Source organism: Klebsiella sp. RHBSTW-00484 (assembly GCF_013705725.1).
GTDB lineage: Bacteria > Pseudomonadota > Gammaproteobacteria > Enterobacterales > Enterobacteriaceae > Klebsiella.
Genome location: NZ_CP055481.1, coordinates 4,289,676 through 4,312,825 on the forward strand (window position 1 = coordinate 4,289,676; position 23,150 = coordinate 4,312,825).

19 protein-coding genes are annotated in these 23,150 nt (G+C 56.7%); 13 read left to right on the plus strand and 6 right to left on the minus strand.

What is annotated here, in order from left to right:
- The first annotated feature begins 199 nt into the window (after window positions 1-199).
- The 3 genes from citR to HV213_RS20350 all read left to right on the plus strand — a co-directional run bounded on the left by citR (window position 200) and on the right by HV213_RS20350 (window position 3,052).
- A complete protein-coding gene (gene citR, locus HV213_RS20340) occupies window positions 200-1,111 on the plus strand; it encodes a DNA-binding transcriptional repressor CitR (protein WP_181483067.1) in 912 nt (303 codons plus the stop codon).
- Window positions 1,112-1,214: 103 nt separating this feature from the next.
- Window positions 1,215-2,438, plus strand: a complete 1,224-nt coding sequence (locus HV213_RS20345; protein WP_181483068.1) for a phosphoadenosine phosphosulfate reductase — start codon at window positions 1,215-1,217, stop codon at window positions 2,436-2,438.
- The gene (locus tag HV213_RS20350; protein WP_181483069.1) at window positions 2,423-3,052 is read left to right on the plus strand and encodes an IbrB-like domain-containing protein; all 630 of its coding nucleotides are present in this window, start codon (window positions 2,423-2,425) and stop codon (window positions 3,050-3,052) included. Before HV213_RS20345 ends, HV213_RS20350 begins: the two co-directional genes overlap by 16 nt.
- Here the strand turns inward: HV213_RS20350 and HV213_RS20355 are convergent, their stop codons facing one another.
- Complete coding sequence (locus tag HV213_RS20355) at window positions 3,053-4,198, minus strand: pyridoxal phosphate-dependent aminotransferase (protein ID WP_181486464.1); 1,146 nt, start codon at window positions 4,196-4,198, stop codon at window positions 3,053-3,055.
- Window positions 4,199-4,511: 313 nt separating this feature from the next.
- Here HV213_RS20355 and mtnC point away from each other — a divergent pair, with 313 nt between their 5' ends.
- Both mtnC and HV213_RS20365 read left to right on the plus strand, forming a co-directional pair.
- The gene (gene mtnC / locus HV213_RS20360; protein ID WP_181483070.1) at window positions 4,512-5,201 is read left to right on the plus strand and encodes an acireductone synthase; all 690 of its coding nucleotides are present in this window, start codon (window positions 4,512-4,514) and stop codon (window positions 5,199-5,201) included.
- Window positions 5,198-5,740, plus strand: a complete 543-nt coding sequence (locus HV213_RS20365) for a 1,2-dihydroxy-3-keto-5-methylthiopentene dioxygenase (RefSeq protein WP_181483071.1) — start codon at window positions 5,198-5,200, stop codon at window positions 5,738-5,740. The genes mtnC and HV213_RS20365 overlap by 4 nt, the downstream gene beginning before the upstream one ends.
- Window positions 5,741-5,837: 97 nt before the next feature.
- On the opposite strand, the gene HV213_RS20370 is transcribed toward HV213_RS20365, so the two are convergent.
- Window positions 5,838-8,147, minus strand: coding sequence for a molybdopterin-dependent oxidoreductase (locus HV213_RS20370; protein ID WP_181483072.1), 2,310 nt, complete (start codon window positions 8,145-8,147; stop codon window positions 5,838-5,840).
- 413 nt (window positions 8,148-8,560) lie between these two features.
- Here HV213_RS20370 and HV213_RS20375 point away from each other — a divergent pair, with 413 nt between their 5' ends.
- The 5 genes from HV213_RS20375 to HV213_RS20395 are packed head-to-tail and all read left to right on the plus strand — an operon-like array spanning window position 8,561 to window position 14,028.
- Complete coding sequence (locus tag HV213_RS20375; protein WP_110273311.1) at window positions 8,561-9,541, plus strand: sugar ABC transporter substrate-binding protein; 981 nt, start codon at window positions 8,561-8,563, stop codon at window positions 9,539-9,541.
- A gap of 44 nt (window positions 9,542-9,585) precedes the next feature.
- Window positions 9,586-11,091: a sugar ABC transporter ATP-binding protein gene (locus HV213_RS20380; protein ID WP_181486465.1), complete on the plus strand. Its 1,506-nt coding sequence runs from the start codon at window positions 9,586-9,588 to the stop codon at window positions 11,089-11,091.
- Window positions 11,088-12,074 carry an ABC transporter permease gene (locus HV213_RS20385; protein ID WP_181483073.1) on the plus strand — a complete coding sequence of 329 codons (987 nt, stop codon included), beginning with the start codon at window positions 11,088-11,090 and terminating at the stop codon, window positions 12,072-12,074. The genes HV213_RS20380 and HV213_RS20385 overlap by 4 nt, the downstream gene beginning before the upstream one ends.
- Complete coding sequence (locus HV213_RS20390; RefSeq protein WP_181483074.1) at window positions 12,074-13,075, plus strand: ABC transporter permease; 1,002 nt, start codon at window positions 12,074-12,076, stop codon at window positions 13,073-13,075. Before HV213_RS20385 ends, HV213_RS20390 begins: the two co-directional genes overlap by 1 nt.
- A gap of 11 nt (window positions 13,076-13,086) precedes the next feature.
- The gene (locus tag HV213_RS20395) at window positions 13,087-14,028 is read left to right on the plus strand and encodes a carbohydrate kinase family protein (protein ID WP_181483075.1); all 942 of its coding nucleotides are present in this window, start codon (window positions 13,087-13,089) and stop codon (window positions 14,026-14,028) included.
- A gap of 41 nt (window positions 14,029-14,069) precedes the next feature.
- Here HV213_RS20395 and HV213_RS20400 read toward each other — a convergent pair whose 3' ends face one another.
- From HV213_RS20400 to HV213_RS20410, 3 genes are read right to left on the minus strand one after another with little or no spacing between them, the layout of a single operon-like run.
- The gene (locus tag HV213_RS20400) at window positions 14,070-15,098 is read right to left on the minus strand and encodes a 2-hydroxyacid dehydrogenase (protein WP_181483076.1); all 1,029 of its coding nucleotides are present in this window, start codon (window positions 15,096-15,098) and stop codon (window positions 14,070-14,072) included.
- On the minus strand, window positions 15,095-16,591 hold the full coding sequence (locus tag HV213_RS20405) for an FGGY-family carbohydrate kinase (RefSeq protein WP_181483077.1): 1,497 nt from the start codon (window positions 16,589-16,591) through the stop codon (window positions 15,095-15,097). Before HV213_RS20405 ends, HV213_RS20400 begins: the two co-directional genes overlap by 4 nt.
- Before the next feature lie 25 nt (window positions 16,592-16,616).
- On the minus strand, window positions 16,617-17,228 hold the full coding sequence (locus HV213_RS20410) for a methylthioribulose 1-phosphate dehydratase (RefSeq protein ID WP_181483078.1): 612 nt from the start codon (window positions 17,226-17,228) through the stop codon (window positions 16,617-16,619).
- Between the two features lie 691 nt (window positions 17,229-17,919).
- Here HV213_RS20410 and codB point away from each other — a divergent pair.
- Genes codB through codA form a run of 3 tightly spaced genes read left to right on the plus strand, consistent with a single transcriptional unit; the run spans window position 17,920 to window position 21,655 of the window.
- The gene (gene codB, locus HV213_RS20415) at window positions 17,920-19,182 is read left to right on the plus strand and encodes a cytosine permease (protein WP_181483079.1); all 1,263 of its coding nucleotides are present in this window, start codon (window positions 17,920-17,922) and stop codon (window positions 19,180-19,182) included.
- Window positions 19,183-19,184: 2 nt separating this feature from the next.
- Entirely contained in the window at window positions 19,185-20,420 is a 1,236-nt protein-coding gene (locus HV213_RS20420) for a PucR family transcriptional regulator (protein ID WP_181483080.1), read from the plus strand.
- Window positions 20,417-21,655: a cytosine deaminase gene (gene codA, locus HV213_RS20425; protein WP_181483081.1), complete on the plus strand. Its 1,239-nt coding sequence runs from the start codon at window positions 20,417-20,419 to the stop codon at window positions 21,653-21,655. The genes HV213_RS20420 and codA overlap by 4 nt, the downstream gene beginning before the upstream one ends.
- A 33-nt stretch (window positions 21,656-21,688) precedes the next feature.
- On the opposite strand, the gene HV213_RS20430 is transcribed toward codA, so the two are convergent.
- Entirely contained in the window at window positions 21,689-23,143 is a 1,455-nt protein-coding gene (locus HV213_RS20430; RefSeq protein WP_181483082.1) for a sulfatase family protein, read from the minus strand.
- Window positions 23,144-23,150 lie beyond the last annotated feature (7 nt).

A 23,150-nucleotide genomic window follows, 5' to 3' on the forward strand; every position in this document is an offset into this window, starting at 1 on the left:
TCTTAAACTAACGCATTCTGCCTGGTTTGCCAGTACACAAAAGGATCTGGCGGAATGCTCTTCTGTGGTATATATTTAGATAAACTTAATGCAATACTTAGTTTTAAATAATAAAAAAAATGAATAATCACACAGTGAATATCATGCAGGCACATAATACTCCCTTTTTTACTCTCGCCAACTTAACAGGACGTTGATAATGGCTAATCTTTACGATCTCAAAAAATTTGACCTTAACCTATTGGTTATTTTCGAATGCATTTACCAGAATTTAAGTATCAGTAAAGCAGCGGAAACGCTCTTTATTACCCCTTCAGCGGTCAGTCAGTCGCTACAGCGTCTGCGAAATCAACTTAATGACCCGCTGTTTGTCCGCTCTGGTAAAGGGATAACGCCCACGACGGTAGGCGTTAACCTGCATCATCATCTGGAAAAAAATCTTAACCAGCTCGAACAAACCATCAATATCACCAATCGTTCCGAGTTAAGAAAACGCCTCGTTGTTTATTCGCCGCAACTTTTTATTACCCCAAAAACAACAAATTTAATTCATATGTTATTAGATGATTCACATCTTCATGTTGAACATCACGATCTTCTGGCGTCGGGGGAATCCGTCGAGAGCTTGCTATCCTACCGTAAAGCCGATCTGATATTTAGTACCTCGTCGCTGTCATCCCGAGCTACTGTGTGCAAACCTGTTCAGGAACTCGAGATTTCGCTTGTTTGCAATGAGAATCACCCGCGATTAGCGTCGCTAACGACAACTAAAGCCATACTTCAGGAGAGCTTCACGTATTATCTTTCTAATGACCTGGGGGCTAAATCCTTTCAGAGTCAGGCCGCTGGTCTTCTGGCTGATAGAAAAATCTCTTTCAGTAGCGACTCCTATATCGCAATTCTTAATGTTATTCAGCAAACTAATTTAATTGGTTTTGTACCCACCTGCATTCTGGAACATATAAGTTTTAGAAATAAATTTAAAATTATAAATACTTCATTCAAAATTCCAACAGTCATGATTTACATGCTCTACAATCGCGTTAACCTTGATGACCCTAATTTCATGAAATTCATCAATGATTGTGAGGCAAATAATATTTTTGCATGATTAACAATTAATCATCATCAATATGAATGACAACTAATATCTTGATTAAGAAAGAAATATAATGTAACTACACAGTATCTTTGATATCAAAGGAATAATGGCTGTGTCTTTTATAAAACTTCCATTACCAGAATCCGTTCTGCAAGCCAGTCAGCAGCGAATAGAGTGGGTAATGGAAAACTTCTCTCGCATTTGCGTCTCCTTTTCCGGCGGAAAAGACTCGACAACCATGCTGCACCTCACCGCGCGGCACGCTCGCCAAGCGGGCAAAAAGATTTGCGTTCTATTTATTGATTGGGAAGCGCAGTTTTCCTGCACTATTGCCCATTGTGAAAAGATGCGCGAAGAATATCGCGACGTTATTGAACAATTTTATTGGGTGGCGTTACCTTTAACGACCCAAAACTCCCTCACGCAATTCAATCCAGAATGGCAATGCTGGGAACCTGGCGCTGACTGGGTACGCCAGCCTCCAGCAGATGCAATTACCGACCCGGATTATTTCCCGTTTTATCAGGTGGGGATGAGTTTTGAAACGTTTGTCCGCGAATTTGCCGACTGGTTCTCGCAAAACCGGCCGGCCGCGGTCATGGTCGGCATTCGTGCCGATGAATCGCTTAATCGATTTATCACCATTTCCTCGCAGCGAAAACTGCGCTTTGCTGACGATAAACCCTGGACCACCTCAGCACCCGGCGGTCACGCGTGGTACATCTACCCTATCTACGACTGGAAAACCGCCGATATCTGGACCTGGTTTAGCAAAAGCGGTCTGACCTACAACCCACTCTATAACCTGATGTACCAGGCAGGCGTCCCGTTACGCTATATGCGGATCTGCGAACCCTTCGGCCCGGAACAGCGTCAGGGGCTATGGCTTTATCATGTATTAGAACCCGAGCGCTGGGCCGCGATGTGTCAACGCGTCAGCGGCGTGCACTGCGGCGGCGTCTACGCCGGGCACGATAATAAGTTCTACGGGCATCGCAAGCTGGATAAACCCGAGCATCATACCTGGAAAAGTTACGCCCTGTTTTTGCTCGATAGCATGCCGGAGAAAACAGCGGAGCATTATCGCAATAAAATCGCCGTCTATCTCCATTGGTATCAAAAGCAAGGGATGATGGATATTCCCGACACCCAGGCGGCAGATATCGGCTCCAAAGACATTCCTTCATGGCGGCGCATCTGCAAGGTGCTATTGAACAATGATTACTGGTGCCGCCAGCTCTCTTTTAGCCCAACCAAGTCTAATCAATATAAACGCTACCGTGAGCGTATGAATCAAAAGCGCCAGCAATGGGGGATATTATGCAACGACAATTAATTCAAGAAATTGAATGCTATCTTCAGTCATTGAGGGGAGAGGAGGAAAAGATTGCGGCACTTAACGCCTTTCGCCAAATTTTACATGAATATAGCCCATTCAAATCACAACCCGTCGATTGCGTATTGTGGGTCAAGCAGGAGACCGTTACGCCTAATGATTACAACCCAAACAACCTTGCTCCGCCGGAAAAAAGGCTGCTATTCACCTCCCTGGAAACAGATGGTTTTACTCAGCCCATCGTGGTGCTGAAACAGGGACAGGAACACTACTCGATTGTCGATGGTTTTCATCGCCACGAGCTAGCCAACGGCAAAGCAGCGCTGAAAAAACGACTGAAAGGCTATCTCCCCGTCACCTGTCTGGAAAGCAGTACCGCTAAGCGCGACTCCCTGATGGCTGCCACCATTCGCCACAACCGGGCGCGTGGGCGTCATCAGATTCATGCGATGTCGGAGATTGTCCAGGAGCTGGCGCATCTCGGCTGGTCTGACGATAAAATCGGCAAAGAATTAGGAATGGATTCAGATGAAGTATTACGCCTGAAGCAAATCAACGGTCTGGTGGAAATGTTCGGCGACCGTCAATTCTCTCAGGCATGGACCGTTAAATAGCTACAAACGACACAGGCGTTCTGCCGCAGCCAGCAGCGTTGCTGGCTGTTTCGCAAAGCACAGGCGAATCAGCTTATGCGGGAACGGGTCAGCGCAGAATACCGACAGCGGGATCGCCGCCACGCCAATTTCAGTGGTTAGCCAGCGGCAAAAACTCACATCATCCAGATCCGAGATTGCGCTGTAGTCCGCCAGCAGGAAATAAGTCCCTTCACAAGGCAGAATTTCAAGACGGCTAGTACGCAGCGCATCAATAAACAGATCCCGACGCTCGCGGTAAAACTCCGGCAACTGACGATAGTGCTCCGGTTCGCTGCGCAGCATATCGGCAATCGCCAGCTGAGCAGGCGTATTGACGGCAAACGTCAGATACTGATGCACTTTACGCAGTTCGGCGCTAATGACGGCAGGCGCCACGCAGTAACCCACCTTCCAGCCGGTCATGTGAAAAGTTTTACCGAATGAAGAAACCGCCACCGCCCGTTCGCGCAGCTGCGGATGCGCCAGCACGCTGGCATGTCCTTCGGCGGCAAAGCAGATATGTTCATAAACTTCATCGCTAATCACATAGATTTCACGATCGGCAATCGCCTGCCACAGGGCGGCAAAATCTTCATGTTGCCATACCGTCGCCGACGGGTTGTGCGGAGTATTGAGGATCACCAGCCGGGTTTTATTGCTGAGGGTCTCGGTGAACTGCTGCCAGTCAACACGAAAATGCGGCGGCTGGAGAGCAATACGCTTGAGCACGCCGCCCGACAGCTCAATCGCCGGGGCATAGCTGTCGTAGCTCGGGTCAAAGCAGATAACTTCGTCACCGGTGCGTACCAGCGCGGTAATCGCCGCATACAGCGCTTCCGTCGCCCCAGCGGTGACGGTCACGTCGCTGTTAGCATCGGGGCGATAGCCATACAGCTCTTCGGTTTTGTCGACTATCGCTTCGCGTAGCGCTGCCACGCCGGTCATCGGGGCGTACTGATTGGCTCCCTGCGCAACATGATACGCCAGCCGCTCCTGCAAAAAGCGCGGGCCATCAAAATCCGGAAAGCCCTGCGACAGGTTAATTGCCTGATGCTGCTGAGCCAGGGCGCTCATCTGGGTAAAAATAGTGGTGCCTAATGAAGGGAGTTTACTCTCAGGAATCAGTAGCTTATTGCTCATTCTTTTTGTACCGTCTGTGATGCTGTTGTTGAAGCCACTATAACACGATGCTAATATTTGGCAATCAAGACGTTTAGACGTCTATACCCGTCATACTTCAAGCTGCTTACGCGTTGGCTACGCTCGTTCACCCCAGTCACATAGTTATCTATGCTCCTGGGGACTCACTCACTTGCCGCCTTCAAGCAACTCGAATTATTTTGGGTATAAATGATAATGTTATTTCGCTTATGATTTAAATGCAGCTATCAACACAACGCCACCGTCAGCACGACCCACCGCTCACTCTGGAGAACTCATGATCCGCGCTATCGTGACCGATATTGAAGGCACCACCAGCGACATTCGCTTCGTCCATAACGTCCTGTTCCCCTACGCCCGCGAACGCCTGGCCGGCTTCGTCACCGCTCAGCAGTTTGTCGAGCCGGTAAAAACCATCCTCGATAACCTGCGCGAAGAGATAGCCGAGCCTGGAGCCAGCACCGCGCTGCTTATCGACACACTATTTGCCTTTATGGATGAAGACCGCAAATCTACCGCCCTGAAGGCGCTACAGGGAATTATCTGGCGCGATGGCTATGTGAACGGCGACTTCACCGGCCACCTTTATCCGGACGTTCTCCCGGCGCTGGAAAAATGGAAATCACAGGGTATTGATCTCTATGTATATTCCTCAGGCTCCGTTGCCGCGCAGAAATTGTTATTTGGCTACAGCGATGAAGGTGATATTACTCATTTGTTCAACGGCTATTTCGATACCCTGGTAGGCGCTAAGCGTGAAGTGCAGTCCTACCGCAATATTGCTGAGCAACTGGGGCACCCTCCTGCCGCGATCCTGTTCCTGTCCGATATCCATCAGGAGCTGGATGCCGCAGAAGAAGCCGGTTTCCGTACCGTACAACTGGTGCGCGGCGACCGTGACCCGGCCAGCCATCATCCGCAAGTTCAGCGTTTTGACGATATTCATCCGGAGCAGATCCCAGCATGAGCGCATTAACCATTTTTTCCGTGAAAGACCCGCAAAACCCGCTCTGGCACAGCACCAACGCCGAAGAGATCCAGCAACAGCTCAACGCCAAAGGCGTACGTTTCGAGCGCTGGCAGGCCGACCGCGATTTAGGCGCGGCACCTACTTCAGAAACGGTCATTGCTGCCTATCAACATGCAATTGATAAGCTGGTTGCTGAGAAAGGCTACCAGAGCTGGGACGTGATCAGCCTGCGCGCGGATAACCCGCAGAAAGAGGTGCTGCGGGAAAAATTCCTCAACGAACATACTCATGGAGAAGACGAAGTGCGCTTCTTCGTCGAAGGCGCCGGTCTGTTCTGCCTGCATATTGGCGACGAGGTGTTCCAGGTCTTATGTGAAAAGAATGATTTGATTTCCGTCCCTGCGCACACGCCGCACTGGTTTGACATGGGGTCAGAGCCGAACTTCACCGCTATCCGCATTTTCGATAACCCGGAAGGCTGGATCGCCCAGTTTACCGGCGACGATATCGCCAGCGCCTACCCGCGCCTGGCATAAGGCCAGAATTTAGTTTCCCGGAGGCGGCAGGCAATTCCGGGCTACCCACCCCGTAGGCCGGGCAAAGCGCCAGCCGCCGCCCGGCAATTCCGGGCGCCTAAGCCCGAATAAACCTTGGCGGATCGAAAGCGGTCACCGGCGGCAGCACCTCGCGCCACGGCTCAATTTCCACCCAGCAACTTTGGGCGCTACAGCCCTGCCCCAGCCGCGAGCTTCCGCGATCTTCAGTTAACACGTTAGGATTACCGTGCTTATCCAGCGACCCCTTTTCATTTGGGTCCAGCGGATCGTACCAGGCCCCGGTCGACATCTGCACTACGCCTGGTAAAATCTGCTCGCTAAGATGCACCCCGGCCAGAATTGCCCCACGGGCGTTATAAACCTTCACCACGCTGCCTTCGCTAATGTCCCTCGCCTGCGCATCCAGTGGGTGCATCCACAGCGGCTCGCGCCCCTGAATTTTTGTCGCCCGGCTCACGCTGCCGTGATCGTACTGACTATGTAACCGGGTACGCGGCTGGCTTGAGAGCAGATGCAACGGCCAGCGCGCCGCTTCCTGCCGCTGCCATGCCGCCTCCGGCTCATCCCACCACGGGTGACCGGGGCATTCACGATAGCCAAATCCGGCGATGGTTTCGGAAAATAGCTCAATCTTGCCGGACGGCGTAGAGAGCGGATAACGCTGCGGATCGGCGCGAAAATCGGCCAGAAATACCTGCGGTTTTTCAGGCGCGCTATATTCCAGTACCCCTTGTTGCCAGAACGCCTCGAACGACGGCAGCTCAATTCCCTCTTCCCGGGCGCGTGGTCGCGACTCTTCATAGATTTGCCGTAGCCACTGTCCGGCATCACGTCCTTCGCTAAAGCACTCGCCGCAGCCCAGCCTTTCTGCAAGGTCGCAGAAGATGGTGTAATCGTCGCGCGCTTCGCCTACCGGCGGGATCTGCGCGCTCATGGCAATCATAAAGCCGTCGTGGCCGCCGCTGCCGATATCTTCCCGTTCAAGCGAGGTGGTGACCGGCAGAACGATATCGGAGAATTTGGCCTGCGCGGTCCAGTACTGCTCATGAACCACGACCGTTTCCGGTCGCCGCCAGGCTTCGCACAGGCGGTTGATATCCTGATGATGATGAAATGCGTTGCCGCCCGCCCAGTAAACCAGGCGAATATCAGGGTAATGCAAATGCTGACCGTCAAACTCATAGGCTTCGCCCGGATGCAGCAGCATATCGGAAAGTCGCGCCACCGGGATCACGCTGTTCACCGCGTTTTTGCCAGCCGGAAGGCGTGGGCCGGAAAACGCTTTACGCGCCGCTCCCGCCAGATTGGTGCAGGCATAGCCAAATCCCAGCCCGCCGCCCGGCGTACCAATTTGCCCCAGCAGCGCGGTGAGCGCTACCGTTGCCCAGTAAGCCTGCTCGCCCTGGCGCGCCCGCTGAATCGACCAGGAAATATTCACCATCGTGCGCTTACTGGCCATCTCACGCGCCAGCGCAACAATCTGCGGAGCGTCAATACCGGTTATCGCCGCCGCCCACTCCGGCGTTTTCGCGACGCCGTCACTCTCCCCCATCAGGTAAGTACGATAAGCGGCAAAACCCACCGTATGGCTGGCGACAAAGCCGCTGTCGTACAGAGATTCGTTAATCAGAACGTAGCACAGCGCCAGCAGCAGTGCGGTATCGGTCCCCGGAAGAACGGCAAGCCACTCGGCGCTCTCCACGGCGCTCAGATCATTACGCACCGGACTGATATTGACGAAGCGTGTTCCCTGCTCCTGCATCTTCTCCAGCCAGTATTTCAGCATATGGTCATTGGCGCCGCCGCCGTTGACCTGCGAATTACGCAGCGGCAGGCCGCCAATCGCCACAAACAGCTGACACTCCCGCGCCAGCTCGGAGAAATGGGTGTGCTGACGGTGCAGCGGGCTTAGCGGCCCGAGAATATGCGGCAGAATACGCTCACCCGCCGCGCTGCTGTAGGTGTTGGTGCTGGCGGTATAGCCGCCGAAGGACTTGAGGAAACGGTGCAGCTGGCTTTGGGCATGGTGAAAACGCCCGGCGCTGGCCCAGCCGTAGGAGCCGCCGAAAATGGCTTCATTGCCGCAGCGCGCTTTGACCGACTTCAGCTCGCGGGCCAGCAGGTCGAGCGCCACCTCCCAACTCACTTCTACAAACGGCTCTTTGCCACGACCCTCTCGCGAAGCCGGGCCATTTTGCAAGCAACCCGCACGCACCGCCGGACGACGAATTCGCGTCTTGCTGGTAATCGCATCGGGGAGCGACTGACCGATACGTGAGGGATTTTTATCCCAGGGTACCGGCGTCACCGTATCAATCTTGCCGTCGCGAGCCTGTACTTGCCAGGTTCCCCAGTGCATCACGGTCAGATTATGTTGTTTTCTCATATTGCCTGTTTTCTTCTTACCCGATAAAGGTCGCCATAATAAAACGCGCGAATCTTGGGAATAAAATACGTATCACCATACAATCTGCTACAGAGAAAGGATTCTCCACGCAGAATAAGTCTGCGTTATTCCAGGATGCGATATATTACAGCGACAGAATAATTATAATTAAGTAGCAATATTTATTTGAATAAATAAGACTTGCAAGCAAATTAAATCCACAAAATAAAAATGGATAAAATCACATCATGAAATATTTTCAGGTTGCAGATGACAAATTTACGTTTTCCTCAGGCAAATCTGCGATATAACATTGTTGATATAACTTAGACATATTTCGTATTTGAGGTTGCATGGCTGTTATTGTCATGCTACTGCTCCGCAGCCACCTCCATCACAGGACCATAATAAGAATGTCGCAGAAAATGAAATTATTGCCCATCGCGCTGGGTCTGCTCTCGCTCGCCTCCGTTAACGCCCTGGCGGCCGATGCCTTATCGCTTCAGGGGAAAACTATCGGCGTCGCCGTTGTCGGCACGCAGCACTTCTGGGATCGTGAAGCCTATAAAGGTGCGACCGAAGAGGTAGAGAAACTGGGTGGTAAAGTGATCGGCGTCGACGGTGGTCGTGACAACCAGGTTCATGCCAATAACCACGATATTTTGCTGTCGCGAAAAGTCGATGCAGTAATTAGCATTCTGGGCGATAGCGCTGTTGAGCCTAAATTCAAAGCGCTGCGCGATGCGGGCATTCCGGTATTTACCGTTGACCACGTTTCAAAATACTCCGTCAATAACACCACTTCCGATAACTACACATTAGGCTCGACCATTGGTCGTTATATGGCCGATGAGCTAGGCGGCAAAGGCAACGTTGCAGTATTTAACGCCTTCTCCAGCTCCCTGCGTATTTGCGGCATTCGTTATGACCAGTGGAAATATGTCCTTAAGGATTACCCGGATATTCATATTATTCAACCAGAGCTGGCTGAACAGTTTGCCAACTCGCCGGAAGATGCGCGTAAGAAAACCCTCGAACTGCTGAGCCAATATCCAAAAGGTAAGCTCGACGCCATCCATGTTGCCTGCTGGGATCAGCCCGCTATCGGTATTGTCCAGGCGCTGGAAGAGACCGGTCGCGATAAAGACGTCAAAGTCACCGCCATCGATGCCGGCCCGGAAACGCTGGAAATCATGGCCGAGCCGGGCAGCCCGTTCGTTGCCAACGTCGCGCAGCAGCCGCACCTGATCGGCCAGACTTCCGCCGATAACGTCGCCCGCTACTTCGACAAGCAGAAACTGCCGGTACAAACCTTTATCCCGGTCGTCCCGGTGAAAGGTCCGCAGGAGGCGAAAGCGGTCTACAAACAGCTGGGATATGGCGAACTGCAGTGATCACTCAATCCACCGGCGGGGCCAATCCCGCCGCTGGTCTGGCGATGAACCAGATCAGCAAAAGCTTCGCCAACGTGACTGCATTAAATGCGGTCACGCTGCTTCTGAACCCTGGCGAAATTCACGGCCTGATCGGCGAGAACGGCGCGGGAAAATCGACGCTAATTAAAATTCTTGCGGGCGTCTATCAGGCCGATAGCGGCAACGCCACGCTCGACGGCGCACCTCTGCCGCTCGGCAATCCGGCGGCTATTGAAGCGCTGGGCATTCGCGTCATTCACCAGGAGCTCAACCTGATCCCGCACTTTACCGTCGCGGAATCGGTGTTCCTCGGCCAGGAGTACCGCACCCGCTGGGGCGCGCTGGACCGACGGCGGATGAATGCCGCGACCGAGACGTTTTTCCGCGACAGCTGGCAGCTGGAAATCAATCCGCGCCGCCTGATCCGCGATCTCAGCCTTGCCGAGCGCAAGCTGGTACAAATCGCCCGAGCGCTGATTGACGGCGCGGCAAAGCTGGTAGTGTTCGACGAACCCACCGCGCCGCTGGAAGCACAGGAAGCCAGCCTGGTCTCCTCTGCCATCTTGCGCCTTCGCGAGCAAGGGATCGCGATTCTTTATATTTCCCACTATCTCAACGAAATCGCCGCCCTTTGCGATCGCGGCACGGTGCTGCGTAACGGCGAGGTTGTCGGCTATCCCGACCGGGACCTCCTGCAGAATACCGATGCGCTAATCAAAATGATGGTCGGGCGCGATATCGAACAGCTCTATACCCCGCGTCAGAGCAGCGCTCAGGCAGTCGATACCGCCGTACCGGTGCTGTCGGTTCGCCATCTCAGCGACGGCACGCAATTAAACGATATTAGCTTTGATATTCAGCCCGGCGAGATCGTCGGCGTGGCGGGTCTGCTTGGCGCAGGGCGCGACGTGCTGGTCGATCTTCTCTACGGCCTGCGCCGCGCCCGTAGCGGCACGATTAGCATCGACGGTGAGTCGAAACGACTGCGCACGCCCTATCAAGCCACCCGCGCCGGGATGGCGCTGGTCCCGCGCGACCGTCGCCATCAGGGACTGATTCTCCCCTTCTCTACCGCCGACAATATTAACCTTGCCTCGCTGCCGGATACCGCCACCTTCGGCTGGGAACACCGAGGGCGGGCACTGGAAAAAGCGCGCAGCTGGATTGAACAGCTCTCCATCCGCCCCGGTCGCCCGGAGCTGCCGGTGCGCTTTATGAGCGGCGGCAACCAGCAAAAGGCGATTCTCGCCCGCTGGCTGGGCACAGACGCGCGGCTATTTATTCTTGATGAACCCACGCTCGGGGTCGATATCGGCGCGCGCAGCGATATTTATCAGCGCACCCGCGAACTGGCGGACCGCGGTCGCGGCGTGCTGGTCTCTTCCAGCGACGCACCGGAACTTCTGGGCCTTTGCGACCGCATTCTGGTGATGTGGCGCGGCGAGCTGGTGGCCAATCTTCCGACCCAGGGGCTGACGCTGGACGCGCTGCTGGTGACGATCAACGGTGGACAGGAACAACAGGTATGAGTGCAGGTATCCAGCGCCGCCCACTTACGGGCATAACGACGCTAATCGAAAAATTCCCCCTGATTCTCTTTTTCGCGCTGCTGGTCTGGCTCAGCCTCCAGTCGCCGTTTTTTTTAAGCTGGCAAAATATCAGCATGATGCTGGTGCAGAGCGTGCCGCTGGCGATCCTCTGCTTCGGCCTGGTCTGCGTCATCGCCGTCGGCGGCGATGATGTGGTCTCCGGCGGCATCGACCTCTCGCTGCCCGCCATCGCAGTACTCGGCGTAGCGCTGCTGAGCCTCGGCATGGCGGAGTGGAATACCCCCTATTTGCTGCTGTTTTTACTGCTGATTGCCGTCTGTCTGGCCTGCGGTGCGGTCAACGCCACCCTGGTGCTGGCGGCGGGCCTGCCACCGCTGCTGGCAACCCTGTCAACCTCCGTCGCCTTCACCGGGCTGACCGACCTGCTGACCGGGCAGCGGCGCATCGCGGTAAACGATCCGCTGATGGTGGCCTTTCGCGATAACGACCTGTTCGGTATTCCCTGGCCGCTTATCTATCTGCTGGCGGTCTTTGCGCTGTTTCAGTTTCTGCTCCACCACTCCCGCTTCGGCCAGCATTTACAGGCGGTAGGCGGCAATCGCGATATGGCACAGATGAGCGGACTCAATGTGCGCCGTTTGACCATCATCGTCTGGCTGCTGGCGGGGATCGCCGCCGGTCTGGCGATTTTACCGCTGCTCAGCCAGGGCTCCGGCAGCTCCAGCGGCACGGCAACGCCATTGTTGCTGGAAACCGTCCTTGCCACCTTTATCGGTGCGGCGTTCTCGCGGCGTCGCGTGGTCACCATCTGGGGCGCGCTGCTCGGCGCGGTGCTGGTCAACGCGCTCTCTAACGGGCTCGGCCTGCTGGGGGTGAACATATTCTGGATGGGCGCGATTAAAGGCGGCCTGATCCTCGTGGTGCTGGCGGCTTCGGCGGTCAGACATAAAGGAGGCAACTGATGAGCCAGTTGACGCTCAAGACCCCATCAACGGGGCAAACCGCAGCGAATCCGCTGGCGTGGCTGTCGCGGGCAGGATTCGGCGTGATTACTCTGCTGGCGATTGCCCTGTTCGGCTGGGCAAATCCGGTTTTTTTGACCTTTGATAACTGGGCGAATCTGCTGCAGGGCAGCGCGATCCTGCTGATTGTGGCGATGGCGATGACCCTTATCGTCAGCGCCGGGGCGATTGATCTCTCCGTCGGCGTGGCGCTTGATTTTGGCGCGGCTTTTGCGCTGGTGGCGCTGAAAACCTGGCACCTGCCGTGGCAGGCTGCGGTCGGCTGCGCGCTGCTCGGCGGGGTGATTATTGGCCTGCTGAACGCCTTCCTGATCCTTATCTGCCAGATTCGCCCGTTCCTCGCCACCCTCGGCACCTGGTTTATCGCCAGCAGCGCCGAGCGCATTTATACCGACGGCGGCGGCTCCATCTCTTATCGCCGGATGGCACCGGAATATCACGATCTGGCAGTCGGCAATATCGCCGGCATTCCAACGCCGGTGGTGATTGTGCTGGTGCTGTGGCTGGCGGCGTGGCTGATTACCGAACGTACACTGTTCGGCAAATACGTTCGCGCTATCGGTCAGAACGGCGAAGCGGCGCGTATCGCCGGAATTCGCGACCGCCGTACCATGCTGTGGGTGCTGGTGGCGGCCTCCGCCCTGTGCGCCGTCGGCGGCGTTATTCTTTCCGCCAACTTGCGCCAGTTTACGCCGCTGGCCGGTCAGGCCTATCTGATGGACGCTATCGCCGCGGTATTTATCGGCACCGCCTTTAACCGACTGGGCCGGGTCAGCATCGCCGGAACCCTCGGCGGCGTGCTGTTCCTCGCGATTATTGATAACGGCCTGAACCTGATGGGGCTTAACTATCTGGTGAAAGATGCGCTGGTTGGCGTGATTCTGGTCGTTGCGCTGGCCCTCTCCTTCTGGCAGGCGCGTCTGCGTCAAACCCATCGTTAAGTGGAGCTCTCATGGCAACCTTTGACGCCGCCTTTGTCGGCCTGACTATTCTTGATATCGCCGGTCGCCCGGTTATCGACATCCCGCCGCGCGGCGGGGTAGCCTTTATTGAACAGATTCGCCTTAATCCCGCAGGAACCGCCGCCGGGGCCAACATTAACGCAGCCAAGCTGGGGATTCGTACCGCAGCGGTGGCCTGTCTGGGCGAAGATGAAAAAGCTGATTTTATCCTCGCCAGCTATGCGCGGCTGGGCATCGACTGCTCGCGGGTCCAGCGCACGGCACTGAAGGAAACGTCAGCGACCATCCTGCCGATTCGTCCTAACGGCGAGCGCCCGGCGCTGCACTGCCGGGGAGCTTCAGATGTCCTTTTCATCCGCGAAGAGGAGTTCGACGCGATTCTTGACTGCCGCTTCCTGCACCACGGCGGCACCGGCCTGCTGGCGGCGATGGACCAGGGGCAAAGCGCCCTTTTGCTGCAAGCGGCAAAGGCTCGCGGCGTCACCACCAGCTTTGATTTAATCGCGCCCAATGAGCACACCCTCGATCTGCTGCGCCCGCTGCTGCCGTCGGTGGACTACTTTATGCCTTCTCTTGAGGAGGCCGCGTATCTCTCTGGACAGGCGCAGCCGGAAGCGATCGCCCGCTTCTTCTTCGAACTTGGCGTCGGGACCTGCATTCTGAAAGAGGGTGAAAACGGCTCCTGGCTGCTGACCCGCGACGGCGCAGTCGAGCATATCGCGCCGTACCGGGTCGATGCTGTCGACACTACCGGCTGCGGCGACAGCTACTGCGGCGGCTTTATTGCCGCGCTGGCCCGTGGGTTAAGCGTCAAAGAGGCATGTGAGGTGGCTTCAGCCGTCGCCGCGCTGGTGGCGACCGGCATGGGATCGGATGCGGGCGTGGTCGATTGGCAGCATACTCAGGCATTTATGGCGGCTAACCGTCGCTGACAAAAAGCGTCGCCGCCGCGAGATGCGGCGGCTAAAAAGGCTTAACGCCACTGATAGAGCAGCGGCTCCCCGGCAACATAACGCTGGAGGTCGGCGGCAATCATCGCCGTATGTTTAGCGATGCTTTCTCTCGTCGCCCCGGCGATATGCGGGGTGATAATCACGTTATCAAACTCGGTGACAAACGGATGGTCACGCCACAGCGGCTCGCGATGGTATACATCCAGCGCCGCGCCGCCCAGCGGGCCATGGCGCAGCGCGTTAATCAACGCTTCTTCATCCACCACCGCAGCGCGAGAGGTGTTAATCAGCAGCGCCCCCGGCTTCATGCTATTCAACAACTGCGCGTTCACCAGGCCATCGCTATGCGCGCCGCTGCTCAGATGCAGGCTGACAATATCCGCCTCACGGAACAGACCCTCAAGCGTCGTTTTCTGTAGCCCCGGCTCGTTGATATCCTCGGCGGCGACAAACGGATCCACCACCAGCACCGCCATGCCAAAGGCGCGGGCGATACGCGCCACGCGGCGGCCAATATTGCCATAGCCGATCAGCCCCAGGGTTTTATTGCGCAGCTCGCTGCCTTTAAACACTTCATAAGGACTTTCCGGGCTGACGTCCCACACCACATCACGGCGCAGCCCGCTCTGGGTGGCCTGGGCGGCGTTCTCGGCGTTAGTGAATTCACCGCGCTTCAGCGCCGCGTGCGATTGCGGAATATGCCGCGCCAGGCTCAGCATCAGCCCCAGCGTCAGCTCTGCGGCGGCGTCCGCGTTGCGGCCCGGCGTATAGAGTACGCGGATATCGCGCGCCTGCGCGGCTTTGGTATCGATATTCACCGGGTTGGCGCGGGTGCAGGCGATAACCTGCAGACGCGGACAGGCGGCAATCACCTCTTCCGTCACATCATCGTAGCTGGTCACCAGTACGTCAGCGTCGTGGGCCAGCTCAATCAGTTGGCCTGCGCTCAGCTTCGGTTTACCCAGCGCCCAACCTTCCACCCGCAGTTCACCCAGTTGCTGAAATGCGCTGAGATCGCCGGCGTGTTCGGCGGTAAAAACAATTTTCATATGCGTTGTTCCTGAGAAATACGTTGAAGCACCTCGTGGCGGGCCTGCCAGACCGGGAGCATCTGCTCGCGCAGCAGGCGATAAACCGGATACAGAGCAGCATAACGGCTATGCGCCTGCGGATTAGGTTGATAACGAGTCTGCTCAAGTGCGGGGTAGCGAGTCAGCGCATCGACGCTGCGCGCCGCCAGAATCGCCGCGCCGCGCGCACTAAGCTCGTTAAAAGTACTGGAGACCACCGTTCTGCCGGTGCAGTCGGCGATAATTTGCAGCCAGGTCGCTGACGCCGCCCCGCCGCCGGTCAGGTACAGCTCACCGCCCTGCGGATAACCCTGAAGCGAGTCGACGATAGCGTAAGCCAGCCCTTCAAATACTGCCCGCTGTAGCTCCGCGCGAGTGGTGTGTTGGCTAATGCCAAAATACCCGGCCCGCGCTTCGGGGCTAAAGAACGGCGCGCGTTCGCCGTTGAGATAGGGCTGCCAGAAGACGCCGCCGCTGCCCGGCTCAACGCTGGCGATGTTCTGTTCCAGTTGCTGTAAATCGGGGTTTAGCGAAATCTGCTGCTGGAGCCAGTCGATGTTTGGCGTTCCGGCCTGCATCGGAAAAAGGTTAATAAAGCTGCCCGCCTCGGTGTGAGTGACGTAGCGCGTCCCCTCGTTGACCGTTTGACGACCGTGGCAAACGATGCCGGTACAGCAGGTAGTGCCGAGAATGGTATAGATGTCGCCGTCGTTCACCGCTCCGCAGCCCAGCGCCGCGCTGCACACGTCGAGCGCGCCAGCCGCCACCGGCGTAGCAACGGGAAGCCCGGTCAGCGCCGCGACCTCTTCCCGCAGCGTACCTGCCTGCGCGTCCGGTGCCAGCAGCGGCGGGAACAGATGGGCTAAATCCGCCAGCCCCATCTCACTGAGCACGACCCCGGATAATGTTCCGCTCTGCTGGTTAAGCAAAGAGGTGCTGGCATCGGTGAGATCCAGCGCCGCAACGCCGGTGAGGCGAAAGCGGATCCAGTCCTTAGCGAAAAACAGATAGCGGGCCGCCGCCAGCCGTTCGGGCTGATGATGTTTGAGCCAGCATAACTGCATGCTGGTGTTGCAGGGTTGCAGATGGGTGCCGGTATCGTCAAAGAAACGGCGGTCAAAACCGGGGCGGTTGAGCAGTTCACTCATAAGCTCGCGGCTGCGGGTATCGCTCCACAGGATACCCGGCCCAACCGGTTCGCCCTCGGCGTCGCTAAGCCAAACGCCTTCGCCCTGCCCGGCAAGGCCAATTGCGCGTAAACGCCCTTTTTGCAGCGCCGGATGCTGAGCAATCTCGCGCAGAATCGTCACCACCGATTGCCACAACTGGGCCATATCCTGCTCAGCGTGACCGTTGGCGGACAGGCGCGGGCCGGTATTCTGCGCCGCGCTGGCGCACGCCTGAAAATGTTCATCAAACAGCACCGCTTTGACCCGCGAGGTGCCGATATCGATTCCGAGATAAAAATCCATGCCTGACCCGTTAGTGGAGAGAAATTTAGTCGCGCTCGTAGCGGCGACGCATCAGCTCGCACTCGAACAGAAATTCCAGTCCTTCCAGCTGACGACGGGCCTCGTTAATGTCTTTGCCCCAGCAGGTCAGGCCGTGGCCGCGCAGCAGGAAGCCGTAACGCAGCGGGTTGGTCTGCGCATAGTCTTCAATGCGCGCCGCCAGGGCGTCGATATCCTGGTCGTTATCGAAAATCGCCACCGGTACGGTATCAAGGTGGCTATGCTGACCGGTCAGGGTTTTCTGCATCTCATAACCCTGCAGCGCCAGGGTGCCGCTTTTTTCAATGCGCGACAGCACGGTGGCGTTGACGGTATGCACGTGCAGCACAAAGTTGGCCTCCGGGAACAGGCGATATACCAGGGTATGCAGGCCGGTTTCGGCGGAAGGTTTACGCCCGGAAGGCGCTTTATTGCTGGCGATCTCAACCTGGAGAAAATCTTCCGTCGTCAGGCTGCCTTTATCGCGTCCCGACTCGCTGAGCCAGCACCAGGTCTCGTCCTGACGCACCGACATATTGCCGCCGGTGGCCGGTGCCCAGCCTTTCGCGCCGATCCAATGACAGGTGGTGACCAGTTGCGCGAGTCTTTCTTGCCACATAGCAGTTCCTTAGTTTAGCGATGTTGATTTGAGAACCTTCACGATCAGGCGTTATTGTTGCAGGCAGTTTGGACACGGACAGCGCGGAACACCCGGAACGTACACGTAGTACGTGAGGAGTGTGAGCACTGCCCAGGTCCAAAATGGCCAATGAAATAGCCTGGAGAAAGGTTCTTTAGCCGTCTAAATGGCTATTTACCCGATACTAACACCACCCGCTCAAGTGAACAATATTTCAGAAAAGACTTACATTAGTAATGGTTATAATGGAATTGCATATGAAATTACTTTTTTAACAATAAAGAAATTGAATGTCTTCATGATGCCAACATTACCGACTACACGTTGCCAAAAAGATAGGGGATCGTTCCGCCAGGAAACGACGCAAAATTGGCATCATTTGTCGATTCAGCCCTCCCAGTAGCTACCGTCTTGAACGTCAAGCGGTAGGTGCGTCGGGTAAAGCGCCAGCCGCCACCCGACAGGAATGCGCGCAATAGCTCAATCCCTCTGCCCCACGGCGGTGCAAAACATGTCACTGTGCACACACTTATGGCAAACATCGGCTAAATAACACCTTTTTATGTGCATAGTGCCCATATATCAGTGTTACCCCTGCCCCGATTTTGTTGGCATATCTCTTGCTACCCCTCTGGCATCGCCATTCGGATAGCCACTTAGAGGTTCCACAATGTCAAACAGCAATGATTTTCCGCTCGTCGAAGCGCCTGCCTCAGGGCGCAAAGGCGTATTTTCGATCTCCATGGTCCTGTTCAGCTTCACCTTTTTTACCGGCACGATGTTCGCGGGCGGTAAGCTTGGCGTCTCTTTTTCGATTGTGAACCTGCTATGGATTGCGGTTATCGGTAACTTTCTGCTGGCGCTATACGCCGCATCGCTCGGCTGGATTGCCGCGCGCAGCGGGCTGAATACCGTGCTGATGGGGCGCTTTTGCTTTGGGGAAATCGGCAGCAAGCTCGCCGATTTTATTCTCGGTTTCGCCGAGCTGGGCTGGTACGCCTGGGGTACCGCGACGGTCGCCATCTCGCTGGTCAAAATCCTCGCCCTGCCCGAGGCGATGACCATTCCGCTGATGATCCTGTTCGGGATCCTGTTCTGCGTCACCGCGCTGGTGGGCTATAAAGGGCTGGATGCGCTGTCGCGTATTTCGGTGCCGCTGATGTTTATTCTACTGGTGATTTCTATGTATCTAGCCGCCCATCACGCCGGTGGCTGGCAGGCGATGACCAAAATCGAACCGGGCGAAACCATGACCTGGTCGGCGGCGATCACCATGGTGTTCGGCACCTTCGCCAGCGGCGCAACCCAGGCGACGAACTGGACCCGACTGGCCAACTCCAGCCGCACCGCTATCGTCGCCAGTATGAGTAGCTTCCTCGTCGGCAACGGGTTGATGATTGTTGCCGGGGCGTGGTGCGCTATCGTCTACCAGCAGGCCGACATTGTAGAAGTGCTGATTTTGCAGGGGCTGTCCGTCGCCGCGGTGGTGATGCTGTGCCTCAACCTGCTGACGATTCAGGGGCCGACTATCTATAACGTCTCGGCTGCCGCCTGCCATCTGCTGCGCAGCGAACGCCGCCGTACCCTGACCGTGGTCGCCGCTGGCGTCGGCATTCTGCTGGCCATTGGCGGGATGTACGAAATGCTGATCCCGTTCCTGGTGCTGCTAGGTAGTATCATCCCGCCTATCGGCGGCGTCATTCTCGCCGACTATTGGTTCTATCGCGGCGGGCGCTATCCGCTGCTGCAAACCGCCCGTTTACCGCGCTTTAACTGGTTGGGGCTCAGTGCCTACGCCGTCGGCGCGGTGGTGGCTTACCTGTCGCCGTGGATTGCACCGCTGGTGGGGATTTCCGTCTCCGCGCTGGTCTACATCGCCCTGACCCGCCTGAGCAAACGCCAGCCCGCCGCTGACTCAGTTGCGGAACAGTAACCATGAGCCTGACGGTCAATGAAATCCTCGCGCTGGACGGACTCTCCGCCATGCGCCTGCGCGCGGGTAAACAGGGCCTCCAGCTGGCAGTTCGCTGGTACTACGTGGCGGAAAATGAAAATATCGCCGAGTGGATCATGGGCGGGGAACTGGTGTTTATCACCGGGATCAACCATCCCCGCGATGAAGACAACCTGATTCATTTACTGATGGAAGGCAAGCAGCGCGGGATCGCCGGGATGGTGATCCTGACCGGCGACGCTTATATCCACACGATCCCGCCGCGGCTGATCGCGCTGGCCGACGAACTGGGCATTCCGCTGATTGAGCAGCCCTATCTGCTGAAGATGGTGATCGTGACCGAGCGCATCGGCACCGCGCTGGTACGCAGCGAGAATGCCCTGCAATCACAGCGCGATATTCTACTGCAGCTGCTAACCGGCGATTATCCCGACCTGCAAATCCTGCACCAGCGCGCGCTCCACCAGCAGCTGGATTTTACCCGCCCGCTGCGGGTGGCGGCACTGCGCCTTGAGGGGATAGCGCGCCTGTTTCGCCAGTTTCCGCCCGAACAGGCCGAAGCCTGGCTCCAGCAGGCCCGCCGCACCGTGCGCCAGCGCTTGCAGCAGCAGCTCAATCAGCAGGGCAACCCTTTTCCGCTGGTCGAGCGCAGCAATATGTTTCTCTTCCTGCTCCCGGATGAGGAAGGCGAGTTTTATCAACAGAAAAAGTGGTTAGAACAGTGGTTGCTGGCGCTGGCGGAAAGCGATGATAAGTTATCGCTGCTGTGCGGCCTTTCCGCACCGGTGCAGCAACTACAGGGCTATCCACGCGCGCTGTCGCAGGCGCGTCAGGCGCTGGATCTTAGCGATACATTGCGGCCGGCCCAACGCATCAGCGACTACCAACAACTGGGCTTTATCAAACTGCTTTCCGCCGTCGGCGACCCCACCCTACTAACCGACTTTATGCATGACACCCTCGGCTGCCTGATCGAACCCGATCGCAAAAGCCCGTGGTTGTTAATGGAGACCCTGGAAACGCTGCTTCAGGAGAGCGGCAACGTAGTCAGGGCCGCCGAGCGGTTGGGGATTCACCGCAACACGCTGCATCAGCGCATCCAACGAATCGAAAAGCTGACCTGCTATCCGGTCAGCCATCCGCAGTTTCATCTCAACGCCTCGGTCGCCCTGGCTATCTGGCGTATGTCGCAAAACCATTTACGGGAACAACCATGAAAATTATTAACGCGCGCCTGCGCCATAAAGAAGCGCTCTATACCCTTGAATTACAGGACGGCCTGATTAAAAGCATCACCGAGCAGGCCGCAGCGCAGGCGGTTGACGCCAGTGATATCGACGCGCAGCAAAAGCTGGTGATCCCGCCGTTTGTCGAACCGCATATCCACCTCGACGCCACCCTGACGGCGGGCGAGCCGGAGTGGAATATGAGCGGCACGCTATTTGAGGGCATAGCCCGCTGGAGCCAGCGTAAAGAGAGCGTCACGGTTGAAGATACGCGCCAGCGCGCGCTGAAAACTATTGGTATGCTGCGCGATAACGGCGTACAGCACGTGCGCACCCATATTGATGTCACCGACCCCTCTCTGACGGCGCTGGAAGCCATGCTGAGGGTAAAAAAAGAGGCGGCCCATCTTATCGATCTGCAAATCGTCGCCTTCCCGCAGGAGGGCATCGAATCCTTCCCCGGCGGGCGCGAGCTGATGACCCGCGCTATCGAGATGGGAGCTGATGTGGTCGGCGGCATTCCGCACTACGAAAATACCCGCGACAAGGGCGTTAGCTCAGTGATGTTTTTGATGGATCTGGCCCAGCGCCACGGCTGCCTGGTGGACGTGCACTGCGATGAAATTGACGACCCGCAGTCGCGCTTCCTGGAAGTGCTGGCGGAAGAAGCCCGGGTTCGCGGCATGGGCGCGCAGGTGACAGCTAGTCATACCTGCGCGATGGGCTCTTACGATAACGCCTACTGTTCGAAGCTGTTCCGCCTGCTAAAAGCCTCGGGGATCAGCTTTATCTCCTGCCCGACCGAAAGCATTCATCTGCAAGGTCGCTTTGACAGCTGGCCGAAACGGCGTGGCGTGACGCGGGTAGCGGAGCTGGACCGCGCCGGGATCAACGTCTGCTTTGCTCAGGATTCCATTCAGGACCCGTGGTATCCACTGGGCAACGGCAATATCATGCGCATCCTCGACGCCGGACTGCACATCTGCCATATGCTGGGGTATGAAGATTTGCAGCGCTGCCTCGATCTCATTACCGATAACAGCGCCCGGGCGCTGTGCCTGGGCGATAACTACGGTATTGCCGAAGGACGTCCGGCGAACCTGCTGATCCTTGATGCGGAAAATGATTATGAAGCCGTGCGCCGCCAGGCCAAAGTGCTGACCTCCATTCGCCACGGCAACATCATTTTGCAGCGCCAGCCGGAACAGATTTGCTATCCAAACTGATGTGTTAAACACCCGGCGGGTTAATCTGCCGGGCTAAAAATCACTGATGCGCTCCGGCCCTGCGCCGCTCACCTTCATCATGGCGGAAAAATGCTGCTGGATAAGCTGCGCCTTGAGCGGCTTAAACTTCGGGTCGTGCCAGTGGTCATGAAATTCATGCGGATCGTTATCTAAATCAAACAGCTCCCCCTCTTCAGCATCGTGATAAACATTCAGCTTATAGCGGCCATCAAAATACATACTGCCGCGCGAACCGATGCTGCCGGGAAAGCCAAGCGCGTCAAAATATTCGCTCAGCACATAGGGCTTATGCTGATGCAGCGCGCTGTCGCCATTGAGCAAAGCGTACAGTGACAGTCCCTGGTTCTGCGCGGGTATCGGTAGCCCAGCACTCTCCAGCAGCGTCGCTGGAATATCTACCAGCTCGACTAAGGCATTCGAGCGCCTCTGCGGCGCGAAACGCTGCGGCCACGAAACGATCAGTGGCACGTGCACCAGCCCTTCATAAAAGCGGCAGCCTTTGTAGAGTAGGCCGTGATCGCCCAGCATCTCTCCGTGATCGCTCATAAAGATAACCAGCGTATTCTGCCGCTGCCCGCTCTCATCAAGCAGCGAGGTCAGGCTGCCGACCAAATCGTCTATCTGAGCTATCATGGCGAAATAGGCCGCGCGAATGGCCTTCGCATCCCAGGATTCCGGCGGCGTGTCATGGCTGCCTTGCAGGCTTTCCCCCTCTACCGCCACGTTCGGATTGACAGCCTTTTTGGTCTGCTGGTCGACCCGCGGAAAGCGCGCCTGATGGGCCAGATCGCTTTCGGCAAACAGCGGTGGGCGAATGGCATCCGCATCAATACGCTGCAAATACGCCTGCGGCGGGTCAAACGGCGGATGCGGATCGTAGAGGTTAATGCTGAGGAACCACGGCGACTGCTGATGGCGGGAGATAAATTCCCGCGCCCGCTCTGTCGCCCAGGTGGTCTGGTGAAATTCCGCCTCAACTCCCGGATAAATCGCGCCCTGCGCGTGGGCGTATAGCGCCTGCGGATCGACGCCTTTCTCTTCCAACCATGTCTGATAATCGTGGCCCTCCGACCAGTCCGGGTGCGGGTGTTGGCTCCAGTAAAACTCATCGTAGCCATCGTCGGGGCGCTGCTCTACGCCGTGCTGGCTGGCGGAAAGATGCAACTTACCAATCAGCCCGGTGCGATATCCCGCCTGCTGAAATGAACGAGGCAACAGATGCAGGTGCTCGGGAAAGCGGCGGTTGCCGTTGCGCTGTATTTGATGCGCAATCGGATACATTCCGGTCAGAAAAGATGCCCGGCTGGGGGTACAGATTGGACTTTGCACATAGGCGCGTTCAAACAGCACTCCGGCAGCGGCAAGGTTATCAATGTGCGGCGTCTGTGCGCCGGGCGTCCCGAGGCAGGAAAGCGTATCCCAACGCTGCTGGTCGGTACATATCCATAAAATATTCGGCTGATTCATGGGCTAT

What these genes read in the sequence shown, in the direction of transcription:
- citR (WP_181483067.1), top strand. Translation starts at nt 200, where the DNA reads ATGGCTAATCTTTACGATCTCAAAAAATTTGACCTTAACCTATTGGTT.
- HV213_RS20350 (WP_181483069.1), top strand. Translation starts at nt 2,423, where the DNA reads ATGCAACGACAATTAATTCAAGAAATTGAATGCTATCTTCAGTCATTG.
- mtnC (WP_181483070.1), top strand. Translation starts at nt 4,512, where the DNA reads ATGATCCGCGCTATCGTGACCGATATTGAAGGCACCACCAGCGACATT.
- HV213_RS20365 (WP_181483071.1), top strand. Translation starts at nt 5,198, where the DNA reads ATGAGCGCATTAACCATTTTTTCCGTGAAAGACCCGCAAAACCCGCTC.
- HV213_RS20370 (WP_181483072.1), bottom strand. Translation starts at nt 8,147, where the DNA reads ATGAGAAAACAACATAATCTGACCGTGATGCACTGGGGAACCTGGCAA.
- HV213_RS20375 (WP_110273311.1), top strand. Translation starts at nt 8,561, where the DNA reads ATGTCGCAGAAAATGAAATTATTGCCCATCGCGCTGGGTCTGCTCTCG.
- HV213_RS20380 (WP_181486465.1), top strand. Translation starts at nt 9,586, where the DNA reads ATGAACCAGATCAGCAAAAGCTTCGCCAACGTGACTGCATTAAATGCG.
- HV213_RS20385 (WP_181483073.1), top strand. Translation starts at nt 11,088, where the DNA reads ATGAGTGCAGGTATCCAGCGCCGCCCACTTACGGGCATAACGACGCTA.
- HV213_RS20390 (WP_181483074.1), top strand. Translation starts at nt 12,074, where the DNA reads ATGAGCCAGTTGACGCTCAAGACCCCATCAACGGGGCAAACCGCAGCG.
- HV213_RS20395 (WP_181483075.1), top strand. Translation starts at nt 13,087, where the DNA reads ATGGCAACCTTTGACGCCGCCTTTGTCGGCCTGACTATTCTTGATATC.
- HV213_RS20400 (WP_181483076.1), bottom strand. Translation starts at nt 15,098, where the DNA reads ATGAAAATTGTTTTTACCGCCGAACACGCCGGCGATCTCAGCGCATTT.
- HV213_RS20405 (WP_181483077.1), bottom strand. Translation starts at nt 16,591, where the DNA reads ATGGATTTTTATCTCGGAATCGATATCGGCACCTCGCGGGTCAAAGCG.
- HV213_RS20410 (WP_181483078.1), bottom strand. Translation starts at nt 17,228, where the DNA reads ATGTGGCAAGAAAGACTCGCGCAACTGGTCACCACCTGTCATTGGATC.
- codB (WP_181483079.1), top strand. Translation starts at nt 17,920, where the DNA reads ATGTCAAACAGCAATGATTTTCCGCTCGTCGAAGCGCCTGCCTCAGGG.
- HV213_RS20420 (WP_181483080.1), top strand. Translation starts at nt 19,185, where the DNA reads ATGAGCCTGACGGTCAATGAAATCCTCGCGCTGGACGGACTCTCCGCC.
- codA (WP_181483081.1), top strand. Translation starts at nt 20,417, where the DNA reads ATGAAAATTATTAACGCGCGCCTGCGCCATAAAGAAGCGCTCTATACC.
- HV213_RS20430 (WP_181483082.1), bottom strand. Translation starts at nt 23,143, where the DNA reads ATGAATCAGCCGAATATTTTATGGATATGTACCGACCAGCAGCGTTGG.